The organism is Edaphobacter modestus (assembly GCF_004217555.1).
In the GTDB taxonomy this organism is placed as follows: Bacteria; Acidobacteriota; Terriglobia; order Terriglobales; family Acidobacteriaceae; genus Edaphobacter; species Edaphobacter modestus.
This window is the reverse complement of the sequence record NZ_SHKW01000001.1, coordinates 1,970,993-1,991,811: the sequence shown is the minus strand read 5'-3', so window position 1 is coordinate 1,991,811 and position 20,819 is coordinate 1,970,993. Positions and strand designations below refer to the sequence as shown.

General features: G+C 61.2%; 16 protein-coding genes. 7 read left to right on the top strand and 9 right to left on the bottom strand.

Annotated elements, in window-relative coordinates; genetic code table 11:
* Positions 1-24 precede the first annotated feature (24 nt).
* Together BDD14_RS08250 and BDD14_RS08245 are read left to right on the top strand one after the other, a co-directional pair.
* Positions 25-378 (top strand): PadR family transcriptional regulator, encoded by a 354-nt coding sequence (locus tag BDD14_RS08250; RefSeq protein ID WP_130418380.1) that lies wholly within the window; start codon positions 25-27, stop codon positions 376-378.
* Entirely contained in the window at positions 375-3,053 is a 2,679-nt protein-coding gene (locus BDD14_RS08245; RefSeq protein ID WP_130418379.1) for an ABC transporter permease, read from the top strand. Before BDD14_RS08250 ends, BDD14_RS08245 begins: the two co-directional genes overlap by 4 nt.
* A 78-nt stretch (positions 3,054-3,131) precedes the next feature.
* Here the strand turns inward: BDD14_RS08245 and BDD14_RS08240 are convergent, their stop codons facing one another.
* The gene (locus tag BDD14_RS08240; RefSeq protein WP_130418378.1) at positions 3,132-3,635 is read right to left on the bottom strand and encodes a YciE/YciF ferroxidase family protein; all 504 of its coding nucleotides are present in this window, start codon (positions 3,633-3,635) and stop codon (positions 3,132-3,134) included.
* 252 nt (positions 3,636-3,887) lie between these two features.
* Between BDD14_RS08240 and thiC the strand changes: the two genes are divergently transcribed.
* Positions 3,888-5,369 (top strand): phosphomethylpyrimidine synthase ThiC, encoded by a 1,482-nt coding sequence (gene thiC / locus BDD14_RS08235; protein WP_130418377.1) that lies wholly within the window; start codon positions 3,888-3,890, stop codon positions 5,367-5,369.
* Between the two features lie 663 nt (positions 5,370-6,032).
* Here thiC and BDD14_RS08230 read toward each other — a convergent pair.
* From BDD14_RS08230 to BDD14_RS08220, 3 genes are all read right to left on the bottom strand, one after another.
* Complete coding sequence (locus tag BDD14_RS08230; RefSeq protein ID WP_130418376.1) at positions 6,033-8,186, bottom strand: M28 family metallopeptidase; 2,154 nt, start codon at positions 8,184-8,186, stop codon at positions 6,033-6,035.
* Positions 8,187-8,283: 97 nt separating this feature from the next.
* Positions 8,284-8,688, bottom strand: a complete 405-nt coding sequence (mscL, locus tag BDD14_RS08225) for a large conductance mechanosensitive channel protein MscL (protein ID WP_130418375.1) — start codon at positions 8,686-8,688, stop codon at positions 8,284-8,286.
* 76 nt (positions 8,689-8,764) lie between these two features.
* Entirely contained in the window at positions 8,765-9,070 is a 306-nt protein-coding gene (locus BDD14_RS08220) for a permease (protein WP_130418374.1), read from the bottom strand.
* A gap of 150 nt (positions 9,071-9,220) precedes the next feature.
* Here BDD14_RS08220 and BDD14_RS08215 point away from each other — a divergent pair, with 150 nt between their 5' ends.
* Positions 9,221-10,597, top strand: coding sequence for a hypothetical protein (locus BDD14_RS08215; RefSeq protein ID WP_130418373.1), 1,377 nt, complete (start codon positions 9,221-9,223; stop codon positions 10,595-10,597).
* Between the two features lie 27 nt (positions 10,598-10,624).
* Here the strand turns inward: BDD14_RS08215 and mtnA are convergent, their stop codons facing one another.
* From mtnA to pyrE, 3 genes are read right to left on the bottom strand one after another with little or no spacing between them, the layout of a single operon-like run.
* Positions 10,625-11,698, bottom strand: a complete 1,074-nt coding sequence (gene mtnA, locus BDD14_RS08210) for an S-methyl-5-thioribose-1-phosphate isomerase (protein ID WP_130418372.1) — start codon at positions 11,696-11,698, stop codon at positions 10,625-10,627.
* Between the two features lie 12 nt (positions 11,699-11,710).
* Complete coding sequence (locus tag BDD14_RS08205) at positions 11,711-11,917, bottom strand: DUF6980 family protein (protein ID WP_130418371.1); 207 nt, start codon at positions 11,915-11,917, stop codon at positions 11,711-11,713.
* Positions 11,914-12,513, bottom strand: coding sequence for an orotate phosphoribosyltransferase (gene pyrE, locus BDD14_RS08200; RefSeq protein ID WP_130418370.1), 600 nt, complete (start codon positions 12,511-12,513; stop codon positions 11,914-11,916). Before pyrE ends, BDD14_RS08205 begins: the two co-directional genes overlap by 4 nt.
* A gap of 741 nt (positions 12,514-13,254) precedes the next feature.
* Between pyrE and BDD14_RS08195 the strand changes: the two genes are divergently transcribed.
* Both BDD14_RS08195 and BDD14_RS08190 read left to right on the top strand, forming a co-directional pair.
* On the top strand, positions 13,255-13,644 hold the full coding sequence (locus tag BDD14_RS08195) for a hypothetical protein (protein WP_130418369.1): 390 nt from the start codon (positions 13,255-13,257) through the stop codon (positions 13,642-13,644).
* Entirely contained in the window at positions 13,641-15,782 is a 2,142-nt protein-coding gene (locus tag BDD14_RS08190) for a beta strand repeat-containing protein (protein WP_130418368.1), read from the top strand. The genes BDD14_RS08195 and BDD14_RS08190 overlap by 4 nt, the downstream gene beginning before the upstream one ends.
* 58 nt (positions 15,783-15,840) lie before the next feature.
* Here the strand turns inward: BDD14_RS08190 and BDD14_RS08185 are convergent, their stop codons facing one another.
* Positions 15,841-17,136 (bottom strand): RNA polymerase sigma factor, encoded by a 1,296-nt coding sequence (locus BDD14_RS08185; RefSeq protein ID WP_130418367.1) that lies wholly within the window; start codon positions 17,134-17,136, stop codon positions 15,841-15,843.
* A gap of 122 nt (positions 17,137-17,258) precedes the next feature.
* Here BDD14_RS08185 and BDD14_RS08180 point away from each other — a divergent pair, with 122 nt between their 5' ends.
* Complete coding sequence (locus BDD14_RS08180; RefSeq protein WP_242617825.1) at positions 17,259-19,748, top strand: heavy metal translocating P-type ATPase; 2,490 nt, start codon at positions 17,259-17,261, stop codon at positions 19,746-19,748.
* 208 nt (positions 19,749-19,956) lie between these two features.
* Here BDD14_RS08180 and BDD14_RS08175 read toward each other — a convergent pair whose 3' ends face one another.
* Positions 19,957-20,811 carry a sugar phosphate isomerase/epimerase family protein gene (locus BDD14_RS08175; protein ID WP_130418366.1) on the bottom strand — a complete coding sequence of 285 codons (855 nt, stop codon included), beginning with the start codon at positions 20,809-20,811 and terminating at the stop codon, positions 19,957-19,959.
* Positions 20,812-20,819 lie beyond the last annotated feature (8 nt).

Sequence of the window (20,819 nt, the reverse complement as noted above, 5' to 3'; positions counted from 1 at the left end):
GTGGCGATGCCACAGGAGAGACGCATGGGAGACGCGAAGCTGGATCTTTTGCAGGGGACGCTGGATCTGATGGTGCTGCAGACTTTGGCAGCCATGGGGGAGATGCACGGCTATGGGATCGCGCGGCGCATCGAGCAGGTGAGCGGCGACGAGGTGCTGCTGAACCAGGGGACGATCTACGCGGCGCTGGTGCGGCTGCAGCAGCGAGGATGGATCGACGCGGAGTGGGGCTCGTCGGAGAACAATCGCAAGGCGAAGTTTTATTCGATTACGAAGCGGGGACGGAAGCAGCTGGCTGAGGATACGGCGTACTGGCAGCGGCTGGCGGGCGTGATGGGCCGGGTGCTGGCGATGGGCGAGGAGGGCGGCGAGCAATGAGAGGCAAAGGGAAGGGATCGTGGCTGGATTCGTTGCGTCGCGCAGCGGCGCGGATGGGCGCATTTTTTCGCAAAGAACCGATGGATCGTGAGCTGGAGGCGGAGGTGGCGGCGCACATCGAGATGGCGACCGCAGAGAATCTGCAGCGAGGGATGACGCCTGAGGAGGCGCGGCGGCAGGCGTTGGTGAGATTCGGCGGTGTGGAACAGGCCAAGGAGCGGCAGAGGGAGTCGCGTGGGTTGCCATGGCTGGATACGGTGTTGCAGGATCTTCGCTATACGATGCGGACGCTGGGGCGCGATCGAGGGTTTGCAACTATCGCGATTTTGATTCTGGCGCTGGGGATTGGGGCGAACGTTGTCGTCTTCAGCGTGGTGAACACGATTCTGTTGCGGCCACTGCCGTTTTACGATCCGTCGCGGCTGGTGTGGATTGCTCCGGCGGATGCGAAGGGGCTGTCGGCCTCGACGTACTCGGTGGATGCTTATGAAGACCTCCGGCTGATGAACCGGTCGTATGAGGACGTGACGGGCTACTTCGCTTTTTCGACGGAGGATAACTACAAGCTGACGGGGCGCGGGGTTCCGCTGCCGGTGACGGGAATCATGGTGGCGGGCAACTTCCTTCATGTGCTTGGTGTGGAGCCCATGCTGGGACGGCAGTTCACTCCGGAGGAGTCCATCAAGGGCGGGCCAGCGGCGGTGATGTTGTCGCATGCGTTCTGGCAGCGGCAGTTCGGCGGGGACCGCTCGCTGATCGGAAAGGCGATTGCATTCGATGGCAAGCCGGTGACCGTGGCGGGAGTACTGCCGGAGAGTTTCGACTTCGGAGCGGCGTTCTCACCGGGGGCGAGGGTCGACGTTCTGACCCCGCTGATCATGGACGATATTCGCTACCAGGGGAACACGCTGACGTTCCTCGGGCGGTTGAAGCCCGGAGTCACCCTTGCACAGGCGCGCGCAGAGGCCACGACACTGTTTCCGCAGTTTTACTGGGGCAAACGGTTTCCGGAATCGAAAGGAAATTACAAAGACGCGGCGAGGCCGGTGCCGTTGAAGGAGTATGTCAGCGGAAAGCTGCAGCGGTCGCTGGTTGTGCTGTGGTGCGCAGTGGGATTGATTCTGCTGATCGTGTGCGTGAACCTTTCGAATCTGCTGCTGGCGCGGTCGGCGGCGCGGAGCAAGGAGTTTGCGCTGCGCAGCGCTTTGGGCGCGGGGCGTGCCCGGCTGATACGGCAGTTGCTGACGGAAAGCCTGGTACTGGCGGGTGCGGGAGCGGCGCTTGGGCTCGGTCTGGCCTATGCACTGCTGCGGTATCTGGCGCATCAGGGTTCGATTGCGCTTCCGCTGCTGAGCAGCGTCAGGCTGGATGGCACAGCGCTTGGGTGGAGTCTTCTGATTACAGTCTCGACCGCGGTCCTCTTCGGACTGGTGCCGGGAATGAGGGCCTCGCGTGCGAATGTGCAGGAGGCGCTGAAGGATGGCGGCCATGGCACGACCGAGGGCCGCCAGCATGAGAGGATGCGCACGGCGCTGGTTGTCTCGGAGGTGGCGCTGGCCTGCGTGCTGCTGGTGGGCGCGGGACTGCTGCTGCGCAGCTTTCTGCGGGTGCTGGACGTGGACCTGGGGTTCCAGCCGAGTACGGCCGCGGCGGTTCGAGTGGACTATGACGAGAGCATGAGTACGGAGAAGAGGAGCGCGATGCTCGAAGACCTCGCGCATCGGGTAGGCGGCTTGCCCGGGGTGGAGGAGGTCGGGTTTTCCGACAATCTTCCGCTCGACAGAAACCGGTCTTGGGGAGCGCCGAGAATCAAAGGCAAGACGTATAAGCCAGGTGAGCTTCAAGGCGCGTTCGTCTACATTGTCTCGCCGGGGTATCTGAAGGCGATGGGGATGCGGCTGCGAGGAAGAGACTTCACCTGGCAGGACAACGATAAGAGCGAAGGTGCTGTGGTGCTGAACGAGAGTGCCGCAAAGGGCCTGTGGCCAGGGGAAGATGCCGTTGGGAAGATGGCGGTGATCGGTAAGAAGGATGTTCGCGTGATCGGAGTGATTGCGGATGTTAGTGATACCAACGTGGAAGGCAAGTCGAGCTGGCAGATGTATCTGCCGATGATGCAGAAGGACTGGGGACCGGACGGCGCTACGCTGGTCGTACGGACGAAGCTTCCTCCGGAGCAACTGGCAGGAAGTGTGATGCGGACGCTGCGGGAGATCAATCCGAATCAGCCGGCGGTGGAGTTCCGGCCGCTTCAAAGGCTGGTAGATCATGCCGTCTCCCCGCGGCAGTTCTTCATGATGCTGGTGGGTGTCTTCGCAGCACTGGGACTTGTGCTGGCTTCCCTGGGAATCTATGGGGTGATCTCGTACTCGGTGACACGGCGGACGCAGGAGATTGGCGTGAGGATGGCGCTGGGGGCCTCGCCGGGTAACGTGCAGATGGGTGTGCTCTCGAAGACGCTGCGGATGGCGGCAGCGGGAATTGCTGTCGGCGCGGTGGTGTCGATTGCGGTGGCAAATCTGATTGCTTCGCTGCTGTTTGGAACCACGCCTACGGATCCGACGACGTTTGTTGCCATGGCGGTGCTGCTCGGTGCTGTGGCGGCGCTGGCGGGATATCTGCCAGCGCGCCGGGCATCACGAATCAATCCGATGGTTGCCTTGCGAAATGAGTAATTCTCCTTCTCCTCACAATGAAGCCGGCAGGGGTGATTTCCTGCCGGCTTATTTTTTGTGGTGAAGTGGGATGGATGACTAAGCGGCGGCCTGCATGTTGACTCCATCGGAGATGGAGCTGAGCAGTTTGTCGGCTGCTTTCTCTTCGTTGAGGATGGATTCGAGAATGCGGGCATCGTCGGTGAGGCCGAGGATGGTGGCCCAGGTTCGCAGGGTGCCGTAGACAGCGATCTCATGATGCTCGACCTGCTGACCGCATGCGATGAGGGTAATGTCGCGGATGCTGGGGTCGGAGGCGTCCTTGATGCTGTCCTCCGCTTCGGTCACCAGACCGCTGATGGCCTTGCAGGTGACGGTGCCGGCATCCCCTGTTGTCTTTCGAAGCAGGCTTTCCACGTTCGCGACATGGCCTTCGCTCTGGCGAAGGTGGTCGCGGAAGGCGGTGGCGAGCTGCGGATCGGTTGCCTTTTCGATCATATTGGGAAGGGCATCGGTGATCTTCTGCTCCATATCGAGGGCCTTTTTGAGATTGGTGATATAGAGCGTGCGCAGATCTTCGATGTTGGCGGAAAACAGTTTCATGGTGGAGCTCCTTTTCGTTTTTGGGCCGCACAAGGGCGCTGGCACCGGTGCGGGAGATGTCGGATTTCCGTGGTGAGACGGCAACGTGCGCCGGAGTGCTCACGGGTCGTGCGCGTTCTGTCTGGGTTGGATGCGGTGCCAGGCATTAGGTTGGCCGATCCTGGTGCGGGACCCATGCGGCGTCGTTCGCAACAGCGATATACTCGGGGTGCGTCAGCATGCGGCGCAGCGATTCGTTGAAAGAGGGTTCCTATGAGCACAAATGGCAATCATCATCCGGGTGAAAACGGCACGAACGGCAATGGATACAAGGTTCCGGCGGGCCGGGCGGATTGGATCGTCAAGCGGAAGGCCGAAGCAGAGCGGACTGGCGATTGGAACATGTCGCAGATGCACTTCGCGCGCAAAGGGCTGATCACGGAAGAGATGGTCTTCGTGGCCGAGCGCGAGAAGATTTCTCCCGAGTTGATACGCAGCGAAGTGGCGAAGGGCACGATGATTATCCCGGCCAACATCAATCACGTCGAGCTGGAGCCGATGGCGATTGGCGTGGAATCGCTCTGCAAGATCAATGCGAATATCGGCAACTCGGCGCTGGTTTCGAATGTGGACGAAGAGCTGCGCAAGCTGCACACGGCGGTGCACTTCGGCGCGGACACGGTGATGGATCTTTCGACGGGCGGCGATATTCCGATGATTCGCGAGGCGATTCTGCGGCATTCGCCGGTGCCGATCGGGACGGTGCCGCTGTATGAGGCGCTGAGCCGGGTAAAGCGCGTTGAAGACTTGAACATCGACATGTATCTCGAGGTGATCGAGGAGCAGGCGCAGCAGGGTGTGGACTACTTCACGATCCATGCAGGCGTTCTGATCCAGTACGTTCCGATGGTGGCCAAGCGCATTACCGGCATCGTGAGCCGCGGCGGCGCGATCATGGCGCAGTGGATGACGCACCACCACAAGCAGAACTTCCTGTATGAGAACTTCGACCGCATTACGAAGATCATGGCGAAGTACGACGTGAGCTACTCGCTGGGCGACGGGCTGCGGCCGGGCTGCGTGGCCGATGCCAGCGACGAGGCGCAGTTTGCGGAGCTGAAGACGCTGGGCGAGTTGACGCGGCAGGCATGGAAGAGCGATGTGCAGGTGATGATCGAAGGGCCGGGCCATGTGCCGATGGACAAGATCAAGGAGCAGGTGGATAAGGAGGTCGAGCTCTGCGACGGTGCGCCGTTCTATGTGCTGGGGCCGCTGGTGACCGATATCGCTCCGGGATACGACCACATTACGAGCGCGATCGGGGCTGCGATGATTGGATGGCACGGTGCAGCGATGCTCTGCTATGTGACTCCAAAGGAGCACCTGGGCCTGCCCAACGAGAAAGACGTGAAGGACGGGATCATCGCGTACAAGATTGCGGCGCACGCGGCGGATATTGCACGGCATCGTCCGGGCGCACGCGACCGCGACGACGCGATCTCGCACGCACGGTACACGTTCGATTGGGACAAGCAGTTTGCGCTTTCGCTCGATCCGGATACGGCGCGTGGGATGCACGACGAGACGCTGCCGGACGATTACTACAAGGAAGCGGCATTCTGCAGCATGTGCGGGCCGAAGTTCTGCTCGATGAACTGGTCGAGCAAGGTGGACCAGTTCAATGAGCGCGAACATGGACTGAAGAAGCCTGACCTTACGCAGATAGTGACGGAGCAGATGGCGTTGCGGGGGTAGGGCTTCCGGGGCATCTGTGGTGGTGCGGGCGAGATACTGAGATTCTTCGCTGCGCTCAGAATGACGATCTTTTCAGAAGTCAGCAGGACGATCGATAGAAGGCCGCTCCGATGGGGTGGCCTTCTCTGTTTGCGGGCCACGATGATGATATTGAGGCGCTGTCGCGCCAGGCGAAACGAGCGGCGGCGAAGCGGTCGGCTCCGTCGAGGTCGGCATCGGCTAGGCGGGGAGCGAAGAAGAGAGCTGCGGCTCGCTAAGTCGCGCTAATGCATTGAAGTCTGGCGCTGCGAGTTTTGCACAGGCAGAAAACGCGCGAAGAAGACAACGCCGCAGCCGGACTTGAAGTCTTAACTTGTAACGGAAGAGAAATCTTCCAGAAGGAGAGAGTAGCGTATGGCCAACCAGAAGATCAGGACTACTCCTGATCGGAACATCCGGGTAACCGGACGTACCAATGGATGGCAGAAAGCAAGTCGACCCAACCAAAGTGACATGAACCGGGGAAGGGAAATTCGGGCTGAGCCCGGGAATCTCTGAACCACGTAAAGTTACATAGGATGGGAACCGGTAATTCGATCTGGTTCTCCGAAATCGAAAGCAAAAGGGCGTGTCCTTCGGATACGCCCTTTTTGTTGTGTCGGAGTTACTTTGTCGTGCCCAGAGTTACTTTGCGGCTTCGAGGACAGCGGAGGCGCGATTGAGTGCCTGGGTGAGCTGGGCAAGCTGCGCGTTGGCGCGAGCGGCGTCAGGCTCGCTGATGGCCTCGTTGACTCCAGGAATGACGACGGCAGCATAGCCGGTGTATTCGCCGGGAGCGTAGATGGTGTGCTTGTACCACGAGCGATGCGGGAGCCCTTCCGGATTCAGGAGAGAGGTCTCAGCGTCGCGCAGGGCGCGGTTGAGACTAGCCGGGTTGGGGGGTGGGGAGAGCTGGCGATCCCGGATGGCAGCCCCGGCAGATTCGAAACGACGGGCGGCCTCAAGGGCTGGCGCAAAATCGAGCGTCAGATGGCTGGTGGCGGCGCGGCGGCGGGCGCTTTCGAGGTAGCCTGCGATCTCTTTGCCGTAGAGCTGATAGTCGTAGGGCAGGACATCGGCGTCGGCCATGTGAAGGATCTCAAGGCCGAAGATGCGAGCCTGCTGCTGCTCGTAGACGAAGGTGGGATCGGCGAATTTGGTGAACCAGTTGTAGTTGTCAAAGACGGAGTGGTATACGCCGTAGGGACCTTCCGACCCGATGTCGGTAGAGGGCACGCCAAGATGCTGGAGGAAGGGAGTGTAGTCGGAGCCGGAGCCGAGGTCCCCGACGCGAACGTCTTCTTCGCCTAGGGAGCTGATGTGAGTGGCCCCGAGAGTGGAAGCGGTGTGGTTGCCGGCATCGGTCTCCTGCACCGTTTTCCACTGCTGGTAGACGGTCCCCCCTCTGGGCGAGGGCACCCGCATGGAGACCTCCCGCACGAACTGTTTGAGTGAAGGGACGGCGGCGGCTTTGAAGTCAGGACCGGACACACCGACGTCGGTATTGAAGTAGGCCACGGCGCGCGCCAGATCACTGGCATGTTGCTCGGCCCATTCGGTTGAGCCGATGAGGCCCTCTTCTTCGGCGTCCCAGGAACCGATGACGATGCGACGCTTCGGCCGCCATCCCTGTTTGAGCAACTCGCCGAGGCCATGAATGGCCTCGAGCATGGCGGCGGTGCCGGAGCTGGGATCGACGGCTCCAAAGACCCAGGCATCGCGATGGTTTCCGGCCACGACCCAGTCGTCTTTCTGCGAGGCATCGGTTCCTTCGATCGTCCCGATGACGTCCCAGATGGTTCGCAGCGCCGTGTCCTGCTCCAGATGCATGTGGACGGTCACGCGACTGGTACCGCCGAGGTGGTAGGTGAAGGGAAGCGCTCCCTGCCAGTCACGGGGAGAGACCGGGCCGTCGAGGCACTTCAGGATGGGCGCGGCGTCCTTGTAGGAGAGGGGGTTCGAGGGGATGGAAGGCTCGTTTCCTTTGAGGTCGGCGAGCGGGATGCGTTTGGAGTCGGGAAGATCGGGCGTGGAGGCGACGCCGGGGGTCTGGGGATCGCCGGGATAGATGGGAAGGAACTGTACGGAGCCTCGCTGGACACCGGACTCGGGACGGAAGGGACCCTTGGGATAGATGTCGCCGCGGAAGTAGCCGTCGTCGGCGGGGTCGGAGTAGATGAGTACGCCTTTGGCTCCATACTGCTGGGCGAGATAGACCTTGACCCCGCGAAAGTTGGAGCCATAACGGACGAGGACGATCTTGTCCTTTACGCTGATGCCGAGGCTGGCGAGCTTCTTGAAGTCGGCGAGGCTGCCGTAGTTGGCATAGACGACTTCGCCGGTGACGTCACCCGACGGAGAAGAGCCGTTGAAGGCCGGAAGGATGTTCGGGAGATCCTGAAAGGGATCGCCGCCGTGCTTCTTAGGATCCACGTGCTCGGGGGAGGGGCCGGACATCAGTTTTTCGCCGTTGGCGTTGAAGGCCTCGATGGAGATCTTTACGGGCTTGTTGAGAAGCACCCTGTAAGGGACGATCCGGGTTTCGAGGCCGGCGGCCTTGAACTTGTCGGCGACATAGACGGCGGTCGCGTAGTCCTGCTGCGAACTGGCCCAGTGAGGGGTCGCGGTGAGGATCTTCAGGTGTTGTCCGGCGAGCGCGGCGTCGGGCACGGGGAGAAAGGCGGCGTCCCACTTTGCCTGCTGGGTGAAGTCGCGGTAGCCGAAGACGTGCGGAGTCTGAGCCGAAACCGTGAGGGCGGCGAAGAGGAGCGGGGAGGCCAGGGTCCGGACAGCGCGCAAGTGAACCTCTAAAGGATTGGGTTAGAGGTAAGAGTACAGCATTCCGTGTGGCGCGCTGACAGGGCTCGGCGCCACGCAGGCAAGAAACAAAGAGAGCTCAGGCAGCGACGGGCTGGCCGCAGAACTTGCAGCGATGGGCCGCGACAGGGATATCGGAGAGGCACTCAGGGCAGGCCTTGGTTGCGGGCAGCGTGGCTGCCGCTGGATTGAACTTCTTGAGCAGATACTGTGTTGGCAGCACCAGGAAGAAGTAGACGACCGCGGCGATCAGGAGGAAGTGAATCACGGCGGTGATGAACTTGCCGTATTCGATTACGCCGCCGTTGACGTGCGCGACCATGGAATCGAAGTTAGGCTGGCCGACGATGGCACCCATCAGGGGATTGATGATGTTGGCTGTGAGGGCAGTGACGATTGCCGTGAAAGCGGCGCCGATGACGACAGCGACAGCCAGATCCATCACGTTGCCGCGAAGGATGAAGTCGCGAAAACCTTTGAGCATGAAGATTCTCCCTTGAGAGTTTCAAAAGGTGCGTGCTGGAAGTCACCGCGAGTATACGACATAGGTCCGTGCAGGACTATGTAGAGTGTGTGATCCACAGCGCATAGGGATAAAGGAGAAAGAACAGGATCATGCCGAGTGCCATCAGGTCCATGTAGATGAGAAGCAGGACGCCACCGTGGTAGAAGCTCCATCGCGTTTGCATGCAGCGAAGGTGATCGATGGTTCCGGCGACCGCGGCGATGGCAGGAAGTACGAGCAGAGGCGTGGCGCGATTGCGGGGAAAGTCAGAGAGCAGAACCGCGACGCCGAGGCTGGCGAGCACGAGGAAGGTTCCACGAAGGAGAGAACGGTGGCGCGGATTGAGAAAGGGGTAGATCACCGGGCTGTCTCCCTAGGGTAGAAGTTTTGACGAGGCGTGGCCAGCCAGCCCGGATGCGAGGATGCGAGGTCGCGATATGATGAGGTTGTTGTTGCGCTCACCCAGGGTTTTCTTGTTTCTTGCGGGGATGCCGTTGATTCAGGAGAGCATGTGAAAGCCAGCCAGGAGCGGATGGCAGGACCGGCGTTGAGCGAGCGCAAAGAAGCGATCAGCGAAGGAAGACCGAAAGAGTGGCTGCTGTTCGCGGTGGTTGTCGTGGCGAGTCTTGCCCTGAGGCTGCTGGTGCTGCACGCGGTTTCGGGTACGCCGTTGGCGTCCGATTCGAGCGACTACCGCGAGATGGCTCTGCTCCTGATGGATGGCAGGCCGTTTGTACCGTACTGGCCGCCGGGCCTTTCGCTTTATCTTGTTCCGTTTCTTAGAGCCGGGCTGGGCGACGCAGGATTGCGGGCGGCGATGCTGCCCTGGTGGCTGCTGTTCTGTCTTGGATTTCTGCGGCTGTCTGCCGACCTGGGAGTAAAGAAAAAGATATCGCTGGTGCTGTTGGCCGTCTTCAGCGTGACGCCGGCGCTGATTCATTTTTCGATTGAGCCGATGACGCAGATGCCTTCGGCGGCCCTGCTGTTGTTGGCGCTGAGCGCCGCGATGCGGTGTTCGCGTCGCGCCGGCTGGGGCGAGGCGCTTCTGCTGGGCCTGGCGTGCGGCGGGCTTTCGCTGGTGCGCCCCAGTGCGATTCCGCTGATGATTGCGCTGCCCGCATTGGTGTTCTTACGGCGGAGACGTGTGGCGGAGCCGTTGGCCGCAGTCGCTCTGGGATCGGTGCTGATCTGTGCGTGGATGGTGGAGGTGCACCAGCTTTCGGGACAGTGGACGATTAACAACTCCAACGGGGCGAACCTGTATTACGGAAATAATCCGTGGACACCGCTGTATCGGACCTGGTACTTCGGGTCGCACGCCAAGCTGGGGACGGAAGAGATTCACCAGTTTCCGGAGTACGAGAGGATCGTTCGCCGGGTGGTGACGCTTCCTAAGACGGCTCGCGGAGCAGAGTTCAAGCAGCTGGCGATGGAATACGTGCTGCACCGGCCGGATCTGTTTGTGCTGCGTACGGTGAATCGGGTGCGTTGCTTCTGGGGCTTCGACACCTTCACGGCAGCAAATCTGCACGGCGCGGGCGGTGCGGGGAGACGCTGGTTTGTGCCGGTGTTTGGGATGGATGCGATCTGTTACCTGATGATCGCGGGGTATGCGTTCTTCTGGATCGCTGCGGCGCCCGGCGGTCTGTGGTCGCGGTGGGAGACCTGGCTGCTGACGGCAACGATTGTGCTCTATGGCCTTCCGTACTGGGTGACGATGTCGCACCCCACGTATCACTTTCCCGTGATCGCTCCACTGGCGCTGATGGGAGTTATGGCGCAACAGCTTGCCGGGCAGGCGGGCGGCGCGCGATGGCGCGGCTGGGCTGCCGTGGCGGTGCTTGTCGCGGTCCAGGTGGAGTGGGCTTTTTACCTGACGAGATCGTAGGTCCCGGTCCTTGCGGACCGGAACCGGTTATGCGGTGACTAGCTCCGGCTTTGCCGCAGCCTTGTCGAACATGTCGCGGATCGATTGCTCGTAGGGGGTGCGGAGGATGCCGTGCTCGGTGATGATGGCGGTGATGTACTTCGCCGGGGTGGCGTCGAAGGCGGGGTTCTGAATGGCGGCACCGTTGGGCGTCATCTGCTTGCCGTTCGAGTGGGTGACCTCGGTGGCGGAGCGCTGCTCTATAGGTATGTCATCACCTGTGGCGGTTTGAAGGTCGATGGTCGAGAGCGGAGCGGCGACGTAGAACGGGATGCCGTGTTCTTTGGCGAGGACGGCGACCGAATAGGTTCCGATCTTGTTGGCGGTGTCGCCGTTGGCGGCGATGCGGTCGGCCCCGACGATGACGGCGTGGATCTTGCCCTGACGCATCAGCGAGCCGGCCATGTTGTCGCAGAGGACGGTGGTGGGGATGTTGTCGTGTAACAGCTCCCACGCGGTGAGACGTGCTCCCTGCAGGTACGGGCGGGTCTCGTCGGCGTAGACGTCGATCTTGTGGCCGCGCTCGACGGCGGCACGGATGACTCCGAGGGCGGTGCCGTAGCCGCAGGTGGCGAGGGCTCCAGCGTTGCAGTGGGTGAGGACGGTGCCTTCCTGCGGGAGCAGCGGTGCACCGTGGGCTCCCATAGCCTTGCAGGCGGCGATGTCTTCGTCGTACATCTGCTGGGCTTCCTTGATGAGCGCGGCCTTGATCTCGGGGATGGGTGTGCCTGCGGTGGCGAGGGCGTTGTACTTGTCGCGCATGCGCTCGATGGCCCAGAAGAGATTGACGGCGGTGGGCCGCGTGGCTGCGAGGGTGTCACCGATGGTGGCCACCTCAGCGTTGAGGGCCTCGATGCTCGTGGCCTTCGACTGGCTGACGCCGAGTGCGACGCCCATGGCGGCGGAGACTCCGATGGCGGGCGCGCCGCGGACGATCATGTCGCGGATGACGGTGGCGACCTGCTGGTAGTCGGTTGCGAGGACGTAGGTCTCCTCGAGGGGAAGCTTGGTTTGGTCGAGGAAGTTAACGCCGTTCGGGAGCCATTCTAGGGTGGGAATCATGTCTTCTCTAGTTTATCCTTCCAGCCGGCCGAAGTATTCATCGCGCTTGCTGGGCGGGAGTTTTGCTCCACACCAAGGGCAGAATTCAAGGGTGATATAGCTGGAACCTCCATCCAGTACGGGGATTCCATATTCATCGAACTTCGAGTTGTAAATGATGGCCGCGCCTTCGCCATCATTTAAGAGCAGGGTCATCCGCTCGCAACAGTGCGTGCTCATTTCACGTCCTTCAACGCCACATGGGCGGCGCGGACGTCGTTGGCGGTGAAGACGGAGTAGAAGGGGGCGTGGGGGGCGGCGGCTTCTATGTTGGCTCGTCCACCTTGTTCACGGTCTACGAGGCAGAGGACTCCGATGACGTTCATGCCGGATTCTTTCGTGGCCTCGATGGCGGTGATGGTGGAGCCTCCGGTGGTGCAGACGTCGTCGACGATGACGACGTGCGCGCCGAGCTTGTGGAAGCCTTCGAGGCGGCGTCCGGTTCCGTGGGTCTTCTCGGCCTTGCGGACGAGGAAGCCGTGGACGACGGGGTCGTGTTTGTGGTGCAGGTGGTGCCAGGCGGAGGCGCTGGCGGTGTTCGAGACGACAGGGTCGGCTCCCATGGTGAGTCCGCCGACGGCCTCGGCCTGGGGGAAGTGCTGGCGGATGAGGTCGTAGAGGAGGAGGCCGGAGAGGCGACCGCCCTCGGCGTGCAGGGTGGTGGTGCGGCAGTCGATGTAGTAGTCGGACTTCTGGCCGCTGGCGAGGGTGAAGTCGCCGAGGCGGAAGGAGTGGGTGGCGATGAGATTGAGGAGGTCAGTTCGGTTGTCGGACATGTCAGCTCTCGATCCTCGGGGCCTCTATAGTTTTTGGTGCAAAATATTCATTCAACAGGAGTTAGTCCTGGACCCCGAACGTAAAATATTGCATTCAGGCAACTTACGAGCAAATTATTGAAAATAAATGGCTTGTACGTCGGGTTCAGGCGATGTCATCCGTTCAAGGTCCTGTGTCCAGTATAGCGGGATGACGTCTTTGAATCGGCACTCACATGTCATTGAATATTAGAGACTTACGCTATATGTCGCTTGACATGTGAATTTGCTGCGATTTGGAGATAAGGGGGCGTCGACTTCCAAAGAATCTCGAGTTTGTCTTCATCCGCTTCAAGGTAAATGGCTTGCCAAGTGGGGAATGGATTTCTCGTGAGATGAAAAAGCTGAAAAAAAGTGGCGCGAAATCGATACAAGTAGCATGATGTCGTGTGGGTAACAGACAGGGTGTAATGTCGCAGTATTTTTCCTCTCCCCCATTCGGCCAATTTTTGGTGCTTCCGCGTTTACGGGCTACGTAAAGATCAAATTCGACAGATTGGCGACGTTTTCCAGGTAACCGGGATTGGTTGGCTTTGCCTGTGGAGAGTTGAAACGCAGTTGGGTCCCGGGCCGCGATTTTCAAAAATTCAGCAGATGAGGTGACCTGTGATGTCTTGCCGGATGATCAGTCCTGCTTTCTGTTTGGTTCTACTCTGCGTTGCGGCTGGATATCCGGCTGCGGGGCAGGGACGAAGCCTCCATATGTCGGATTCCTCGATTCAGGCCTGGAAGGCCAGCGAGGAGATCACGACGGGAGGAGTGATTCGAGAGATCGTTGCGAATCGCTCTACCGGTGCTCCGGCGGGTTTCAACTTCGTTCTTAGCGGTTCGCGGCAGGTCGTCGATGTGAATGCCGGTATGAACCTCGATCCCAAGGTCAGAGAGCAGCTTCGCGCAGGGGAGACGGTTCAGGTGACGGGCTTTATGCGATCGATCAACGGGAAAGACTATCTGCTGGCCCGTGAACTGGTCGTCGGTGGCGAGACGATTACGGTGCGTAGCAGAAATGGTTTTCCGGCTCGCGGGATGAGTGGTGCCGCTACAGCCCAGCCGAGACAGACACAGAGCGACCTGAATGGCGGTGCCCGATGAAGAGCACACAGAATGTTCTTTTCGTGGCTGCGGCGACTCTCGTCTTTGGACTGATTGGGTGTGGAGGTTCGTCCGATCCGACTCCTCCTCCTCCTCCTGCTGCTGCGGTCTCGGTCGCGCTGAGCGCGCAACCGCCTGCTTCTCTGACAGTGAATGCGCAGACTGCCCTGACAGCAAACGTGAGCAATGACAGTGCCAACGCTGGCGTCAGATGGACGGTAACCTGCGGTAGCTCCGCATGTGGCTCGTTCAGCGCTGCATCCACGGCGAGCGGGGCGAGCACGACCTACACTGCGCCTGCTGCGGTTCCAACTTCGAATACTGTGACCGTGACGGCGACCTCGGTAACAGACAGCACGAAGACCGCGTCGGCGACGATTACGATTACCCCGCCTGCGCCTCCTCCGGTGATGGTTTTGATTACCCCCCTGCCACCGTCATCGCTTACAGTGAACGCGAAGACGAGCATCATGGCCATCGTGAGCAATGACAGCGCAAACGGTGGTGTGAAGTGGACGGCGAGCTGCGGCACCTCTGCATGCGGGTCGTTCGGTTCAGCTCAGACTGCGAGCGGAAGTTCAGTCGTCTACACGGCGCCCTCGGCAGTTCCGACGGGAAACACCGTGACAGTCACGGCCACCTCAATAACCGACACTACGAAGTCGGCGTCTGCGACGATCATCATAGCCGCCACTTCGAGCGCCATTCTCAACGACGGCACTTATGTCTATCACGTTGCTGGACAGAACGCGAACGGACCTTGCTTCTTTGCCGGGGCGTTTGTGATTGCGAATGGTGTGATCACGGGCGGGGAGCAGGATTTCTCTGACTCTGTGACCGGATATAGCAATGCAATCAATCAAGCTGGAAGCAGTATTTCAAGCGGCTCCGGAACCAATCTCCAAATCGTGCTTGCGACGAGTAATACGAACATTGGCCCCAATGGCAATGGCGCGATTACGTTGCAAGGTACTAAGGTTTCGAACTCCCGGACGCTGGTTTCTGAATATGACGGGTATGCCACCGGCACGGGATCGATCGATCTGCAAACAAGCGTCGCAGCTCCTGCAGGGGGATATGCATTTCTTATCTCCGGCGTGGGCTTCGATACTACGAAGAATCCTGTTGCCACCATTGCAACTGCAATTGGTGGCGTGCTGAATATCAGCGGGACTACGTTGTCTGCCAGCAACAGCGTCTTCGACTTCAACTTTGGCGGGACTCTTAAAGCAGCGCAGAGCTTTGCGTCGGGTTCGACGAATACTCCGGACTCCTATGGCAGGATGACTTTCACGCTTACGCCGAGCACCGCTTCCGGTGTTGCGGCGATCCTCCTTACCGGCTATGTCGTCGGAACGAACCAGATCCAGCTGATCGAAAGCCAGGCAGATGGCTTGAATTACAACCTTGCAGGCATGGCTTTGGGACAGGGCTCCAATGCGGGTACGTTCACTTCGAACAGTATTACGGGCACTACCTATGTCTATGGAAGTAGCGGCGTGGATTCGAATGGAGTGCTCGATCTTGCGGGTTCCTTCGCCTTTAGCAATGGTACGGTGTCAGGCCCGATGTCGATCAATGATCTTGTGAAGCAAGGAGAGGACACGATTACCGGCGGGAGTTACACGGTTGATGCTACGGGCCGGGTGACGTTGAGCAATGTAACGACTCAATACGCTCCTCTGGGCGGTCCGTATGCATTCGAAATCTATCTGGACGGCAACGGAAATGCGCTGGTGATGGGAGCGGATCTGGTAGAGATCAGTGCGGGTCCGGGTTATCGGCAGACGGTTTCATCACCGGTTTTGGCGGGGACGTACGCTCTTACGAACCAGGGATTCCTGGTCACTGACACCGACAACCCGCCATGGAGTGCGGGAGGCGCAGTCACGGTCACGTCCGGGAGCTACAGCGGATTTACCGACTATAACGACTCGGGCACACCGACGCCGAATGTGAGTCTGACGGGGAGTCTGGACAACTCCAGCGGAATCCTGTCACTGGCGGGCTTCGACGCTGTGGCTTTCACCACGGCAAACGATTTCGTGAGTTATCCGATCGACAACAACAGGGCTGTGTTCATCAGTATCGACCAGTATCTGTTGGGTCTGGGCGCTATGGAAGGTGTGAACCGATAGCTCGCATACTCGTGGAGCCGGTCAGCGGGGCTCTACGAGTATGCAGTTTCTCTAAATGTCAGGAGACCTGACCTGCAGCCCTGGCTCGGTTGAGGAGGAGGGTTCGCTCGCGCTCGTTGCGGGTGAGGGTGGCGGCGCGCTCGAATTCGGTGCGGGCCTCCTGATGACGTCCGAGCTTGAGGAGCAGATCGCCGCGCACGCTGGGGAGCAGATGGTAGCTCTTGAGGGCTGGCTCATCGGTGAGGGCATCGATCAGAGGGAGAGCGACGGCAGGACCTGAGGCCATGGAGACAGCGACAGCGCGGTTGAGCTCGACGATAGGAGAAGGGGTGAGCCGGACGAGCTGAGCGTAGAGGGAAGCAATGCGATGCCAGTCGGTCGCCTCGGCGGTGACGGCGCGGGCGTGGCAGGCGGCGATGGCTGCCTGCAGGGTGTAGGAGCCGATGGGAGAGGAGAGGCGGGCGGAGGTCTGCTGGGCGTGCTCGAGGGCGGCGAGACCGCGTCCGATGAGGATCTGGTCCCAGCGGGCGCGATCCTGATCGAGGAGAAGGATGGGCTCGCCGGAGGGGCCGATGCGGGCGTGGAGGCGGGAGGCCTGGATCTCCATCAGTGCGGCGAGTCCGTGGACCTCGGATTCATCGGGAACAAGTTCGCTGAGGATGCGGCCGAGGCGGAGGGCGTCTTCGCAGAGGGCGGGACGGGTCCAGTCGTCGCCGGCGGTGGCGGAGTAGCCTTCGTTGAAGATGAGGTAGAGGACCTGGAGGACCGAAGCGAGGCGGGAGGTGAACTCGACTCCGCGAGGGAGCTCGAAGGGGATCTTCGCGTCGCTGAGGGTGCGTTTGGCGCGGACGATGCGCTGGGCGACGGTGGGCTCGGAGAGGAGGAAGGCGCGGGCGATCTCGTCGGTGGTGAGGCCACCGAGGAGACGAAGGGTGAGGGCGACGCGGGATTCGGGCGAGAGGATGGGGTGGCAGGAGATGAAGATGAGACGGAGGAGGTCGTCGGCGACGGGGGAGTCGATGGCGGCGTTGATGTCGTCGGGGGTGAGCTGGCGCGTGGCTTCGAGCTCGTAGCCGAGCTGCTGGTGCTTGCGCTCGAGGAGCTTTGAGCGGCGGAGGAGGTCGATGGCGCGGTTTTTGGCGGCAGCCATGAGCCAGGCGGCGGGATTGTCGGGGATGCCGGTCTGGGGCCAGCGCTCGAGCGCGGCGACGAGGGCGTCCTGGGCGAGGTCTTCGGCCAGGCCGACGTCGCGGACGATGCGGGTGAGGGCGGCGATGAGCTTTGCCGACTCGATACGCCAGACGGCGTCGATGGAACGCTGGATGGCGTCGGTGCGCTGGGATTCGGAAGGCATCGGAATGATGACACCACCTTGGATCGAGGTGTGGCAAGCCGGGTGAGGGGAAAGATTTTGAGGTCGGTGTGTAATGAAAGAGCGGGTTGTCCGTCTGCGTTGGGTGAAGGAGGGATTCAGCGATGAGCGAGATGGTAAAGGACCCGGTCTGTGGGATGCAGGTGAAGGTGGAGACCGCGAAGTGGAGGAGCGAACACGCGGGAAAGGGCTGGTATTTCTGCTGCGAGGGGTGCAGGAAGAAGTTTGAGGCCGAGCCGGGGAGGTATGACGGCTCGCGGCTGGAGGGGGAAGCGGAGGGATTGGTTGCGATTGGGGGGATGAGTCCGGCTAAGGCTGCGGGGAGCTGCTGCGGTGGAACTGGTCTTCCAGCGGTGACGAAGCCTGTGGCGCATGGGAGTGGAGGATATACGTGTCCGATGCACCCGGAGGTGATGTCGGACAAGATGGCGGCGTGTCCAAAGTGTGGAATGGCGCTGGAGGCGGTGGCGCCTGCGATGGCTCGGGTGGAGTACACGTGCCCGATGCATCCGGAGATTATGAAGGATGGGCCGGGAAGCTGCCCGATCTGCGGGATGGCGCTGGAGCCGCGAGAGGTGATGGCGGACCAGGAGAATCCTGAGCTGAAGAGCATGACGCTGCGGTTCTGGGTGGGAGTGGCGCTGACGCTCCCGCTGCTGGCGGTGATGGTGATGGAGATGTGGCCGGGGCATCCGTTTATGGGGCTCGTGATGAGCACCTGGATGGGGTGGGCGCAGATGGCGTTGGCGAGCCCGGTAGTGCTGTGGTGTGGGTGGCCGTTCTTTGAGCGGGGCTGGGCGTCGGTGGTGCACCGCAGCCTGAATATGTTCACGCTGATTGCGATGGGAACGGGTGCCGCCTATCTGTACAGCGTGGCGGCTGTGGTCGCGCCGGGAGTCTTTCCGGGCTCGTTTCGCGGGCACGGCGGCGAGGTGGGGCTGTACTTTGAAGCGGCGGCGGTAATCACGGTGCTGGTGCTGCTGGGGCAGGTGCTGGAGCTTCGGGCTCGGGACAAGACGGGCGAGGCGATACGGGCGCTGCTGGGGCTGGCTCCCAAGACGGCGCGGAGGATCGCGGCAGATGGGACGGAGAGAGATGTTCCGCTGAGCGAGATTGTGGTGGGCGACAGGCTGCGCGTGCGGCCGGGCGAGAAGGTTCCGGTGGACGGCGTGGTGGAGGACGGCCGGAGCGCGGTGGATGAGTCGATGGTGACGGGTGAGCCGGTTCCGGTGGAGAAGACGAAGGGCGAGCAGGTCGTTGGCGGGACCATCAACGGGACCGGGACGCTGGTGATGCGGGCGGAGCGTGTGGGCGCGGATACGCTGCTGGCGCAGATCGTGAAGATGGTGAGCGAGGCGCAGCGGTCCAGGGCGCCGATTCAGCGGCTGGCGGATCAGGTGGCATCGTACTTTGTACCGGCGGTGCTGGCGGCGGCGGCGATTGCGGCGATTGTGTGGGCGGTGTGGGGTCCGGAGCCGAGGCTGGCGCATGCGCTGGTGATTGCGGTGTCGGTGCTGCTGATTGCTTGTCCGTGTGCGTTGGGGCTGGCGACGCCGATGTCGATCATGGTGGCGACGGGACGCGGCGCGCATGAGGGCGTCCTGGTGCGGAATGCGGAGGCGCTGGAGACGCTGGAGAAGGTCGACACGCTGGTGGTGGATAAGACAGGAACCCTGACGGAAGGGAAGCCGCGCGTAACGGAGGTGATTGCGGCGGAAGGCGTGAGCGAAGGCGATCTGCTGCGGGCTGTGGCGAGCCTGGAGCGGGCGAGTGAGCATCCGCTGGCGGCGGCGATTGTTGCCGGCGCGGAGGGGCGTGGAGTTGCGTTGGGCGCGGTGAAGGAGTTTGTGTCCGTGACGGGGAAGGGGGTGACGGGCGTGATCGATGGTTGGTGTGTCGCTGTGGGGAATGTGGCTTTGATGCGGGAGGAGAGGGTCGACGCGAGTGCGATGGCGCAGAGGGCTGAGGCGCTGCGACGCGACGGACGGACGGTGATGCTGGTCGCTATCGATGGGAAGGCCGCGGGGTTGATTGCTGTGGCCGATCCGGTGAAGGGCTCGTCGCCGGAGGTAATCGATGCACTGAGGAAGAGCGGGCTGAGGGTGATGATGGTGACCGGGGACAATCGCACGACGGCTGCCGCAGTAGCCGAAAAATTGGGAATCGAGTTTGAGGCGGAGGTTTCGCCGGAAGGGAAGGCCGAGGTGGTGCGCCGGCTGCAGAAGGAAGGAAAGATTGTCGCGATGGCTGGCGATGGGGTGAACGATGCGCCGGCGCTGGCCGCGGCTCAGGTAGGGATTGCTATGGGGACTGGCACGGACGTAGCGATGGCAGCGGGTGGCATCACGCTGGTAAGCGGAGATCTTCGTGGATTGCTGCGGGCCAGGCGACTGAGTGAGAAGACGATGAAGAATATCCGGCAGAACCTGTTCTTCGCGTTCGTCTATAACGCTGCCGGTGTGCCGCTGGCGGCAGGCGTGCTGTATCCGCTGGTCGGGTGGCTGCTGAGCCCGATGGTGGCGGCTGCGGCGATGAGCTTCAGCTCGGTCTCGGTGATTGCGAATGCTTTGCGGTTGAGGACCGCGAAGCTGTAGAAGACGCAGATCCCTCCACTTCGCTTCGCTCCGGTCGGGATGACACTACAAAAAAAGGTGTGGCTTTATTACGGGTGCATAGAATTACGGATGCAGAGGATGACGGGAGTTCGAAACGAAGGCGGGTACCAGTAGCAGAGCGGTGAAAACGAGAATGCGGTTCAGAAGGTGGAGCTCGGAACCGCATTTTTTGCTCTCGTCTGGAGGATCAGGAGTTGAGACCCATGCCGGCGATGACTCCGCGCATGTAGGCAAAGCTCTTGATCACGCCGGGCATGGGATCGTCGGCCTTGATTTCGTACTCGAGGTCGACATTGCCTTTGTAGCCGATATCGACGAGTGCGCGGAAGATGCCGGGGACGGGCATGATGCCATCGCCGACTTCAACCTGGCTCTCCTTGACTTTGCCGTCGGCCAGATCCTTTATGTGGATGTCGAAGACTCGAGGGCCTACCTTTTTGATGGCCGCGACGGGATCGGTTCCGGTGCGCATGGTGTGTCCAACGTCGATGCAGCAGCCGATGCGGGGGTCCATGGTTTTGACGACCGCGAGTATATCGAGAGGCGAAGGCCACTGTTTGTCTTCGGTGCCGTGGTTGTGAATGGCGAGCTTGATGTCGTACTCCTTCACGAACTTCTCGACGCGGGGAAGGACCTCGCGAGTGGGAGCTCCGACGATGATGGGAATTCCGGCGGCTTTTACATACTCGAACTTGGAGCGGATGTCGTCGTCGTCGTCTTTCGTGAAGTAGATGGTGCCGGCGGCGGTGAGGGTCATTCCGGCGGCGCGGTACTCGGCGGCACGCGCGGCGACCTGATCGGCGGGAGTCATGGGGAGGTGCACGTCCTTGAGGTTGAGGTAGGGCGTCTTGAGCTCCTTCATGAACTCGATGAGGTGAGCCTGATCGAATTTGCGAAAGGTGTAGCTGGCAATGCCGAGCCGAATAGGGGAAGTGGAAGAAGCCGGCGCGGCGAAGGAAAAGGCAGAGTTGGAGAGAAGCGAGGAGGCGGCAAGCATGGTTCCGCCACCGAGAAGGCTGCGACGCGAGAAGTTTGGCTTCATGCACGGCA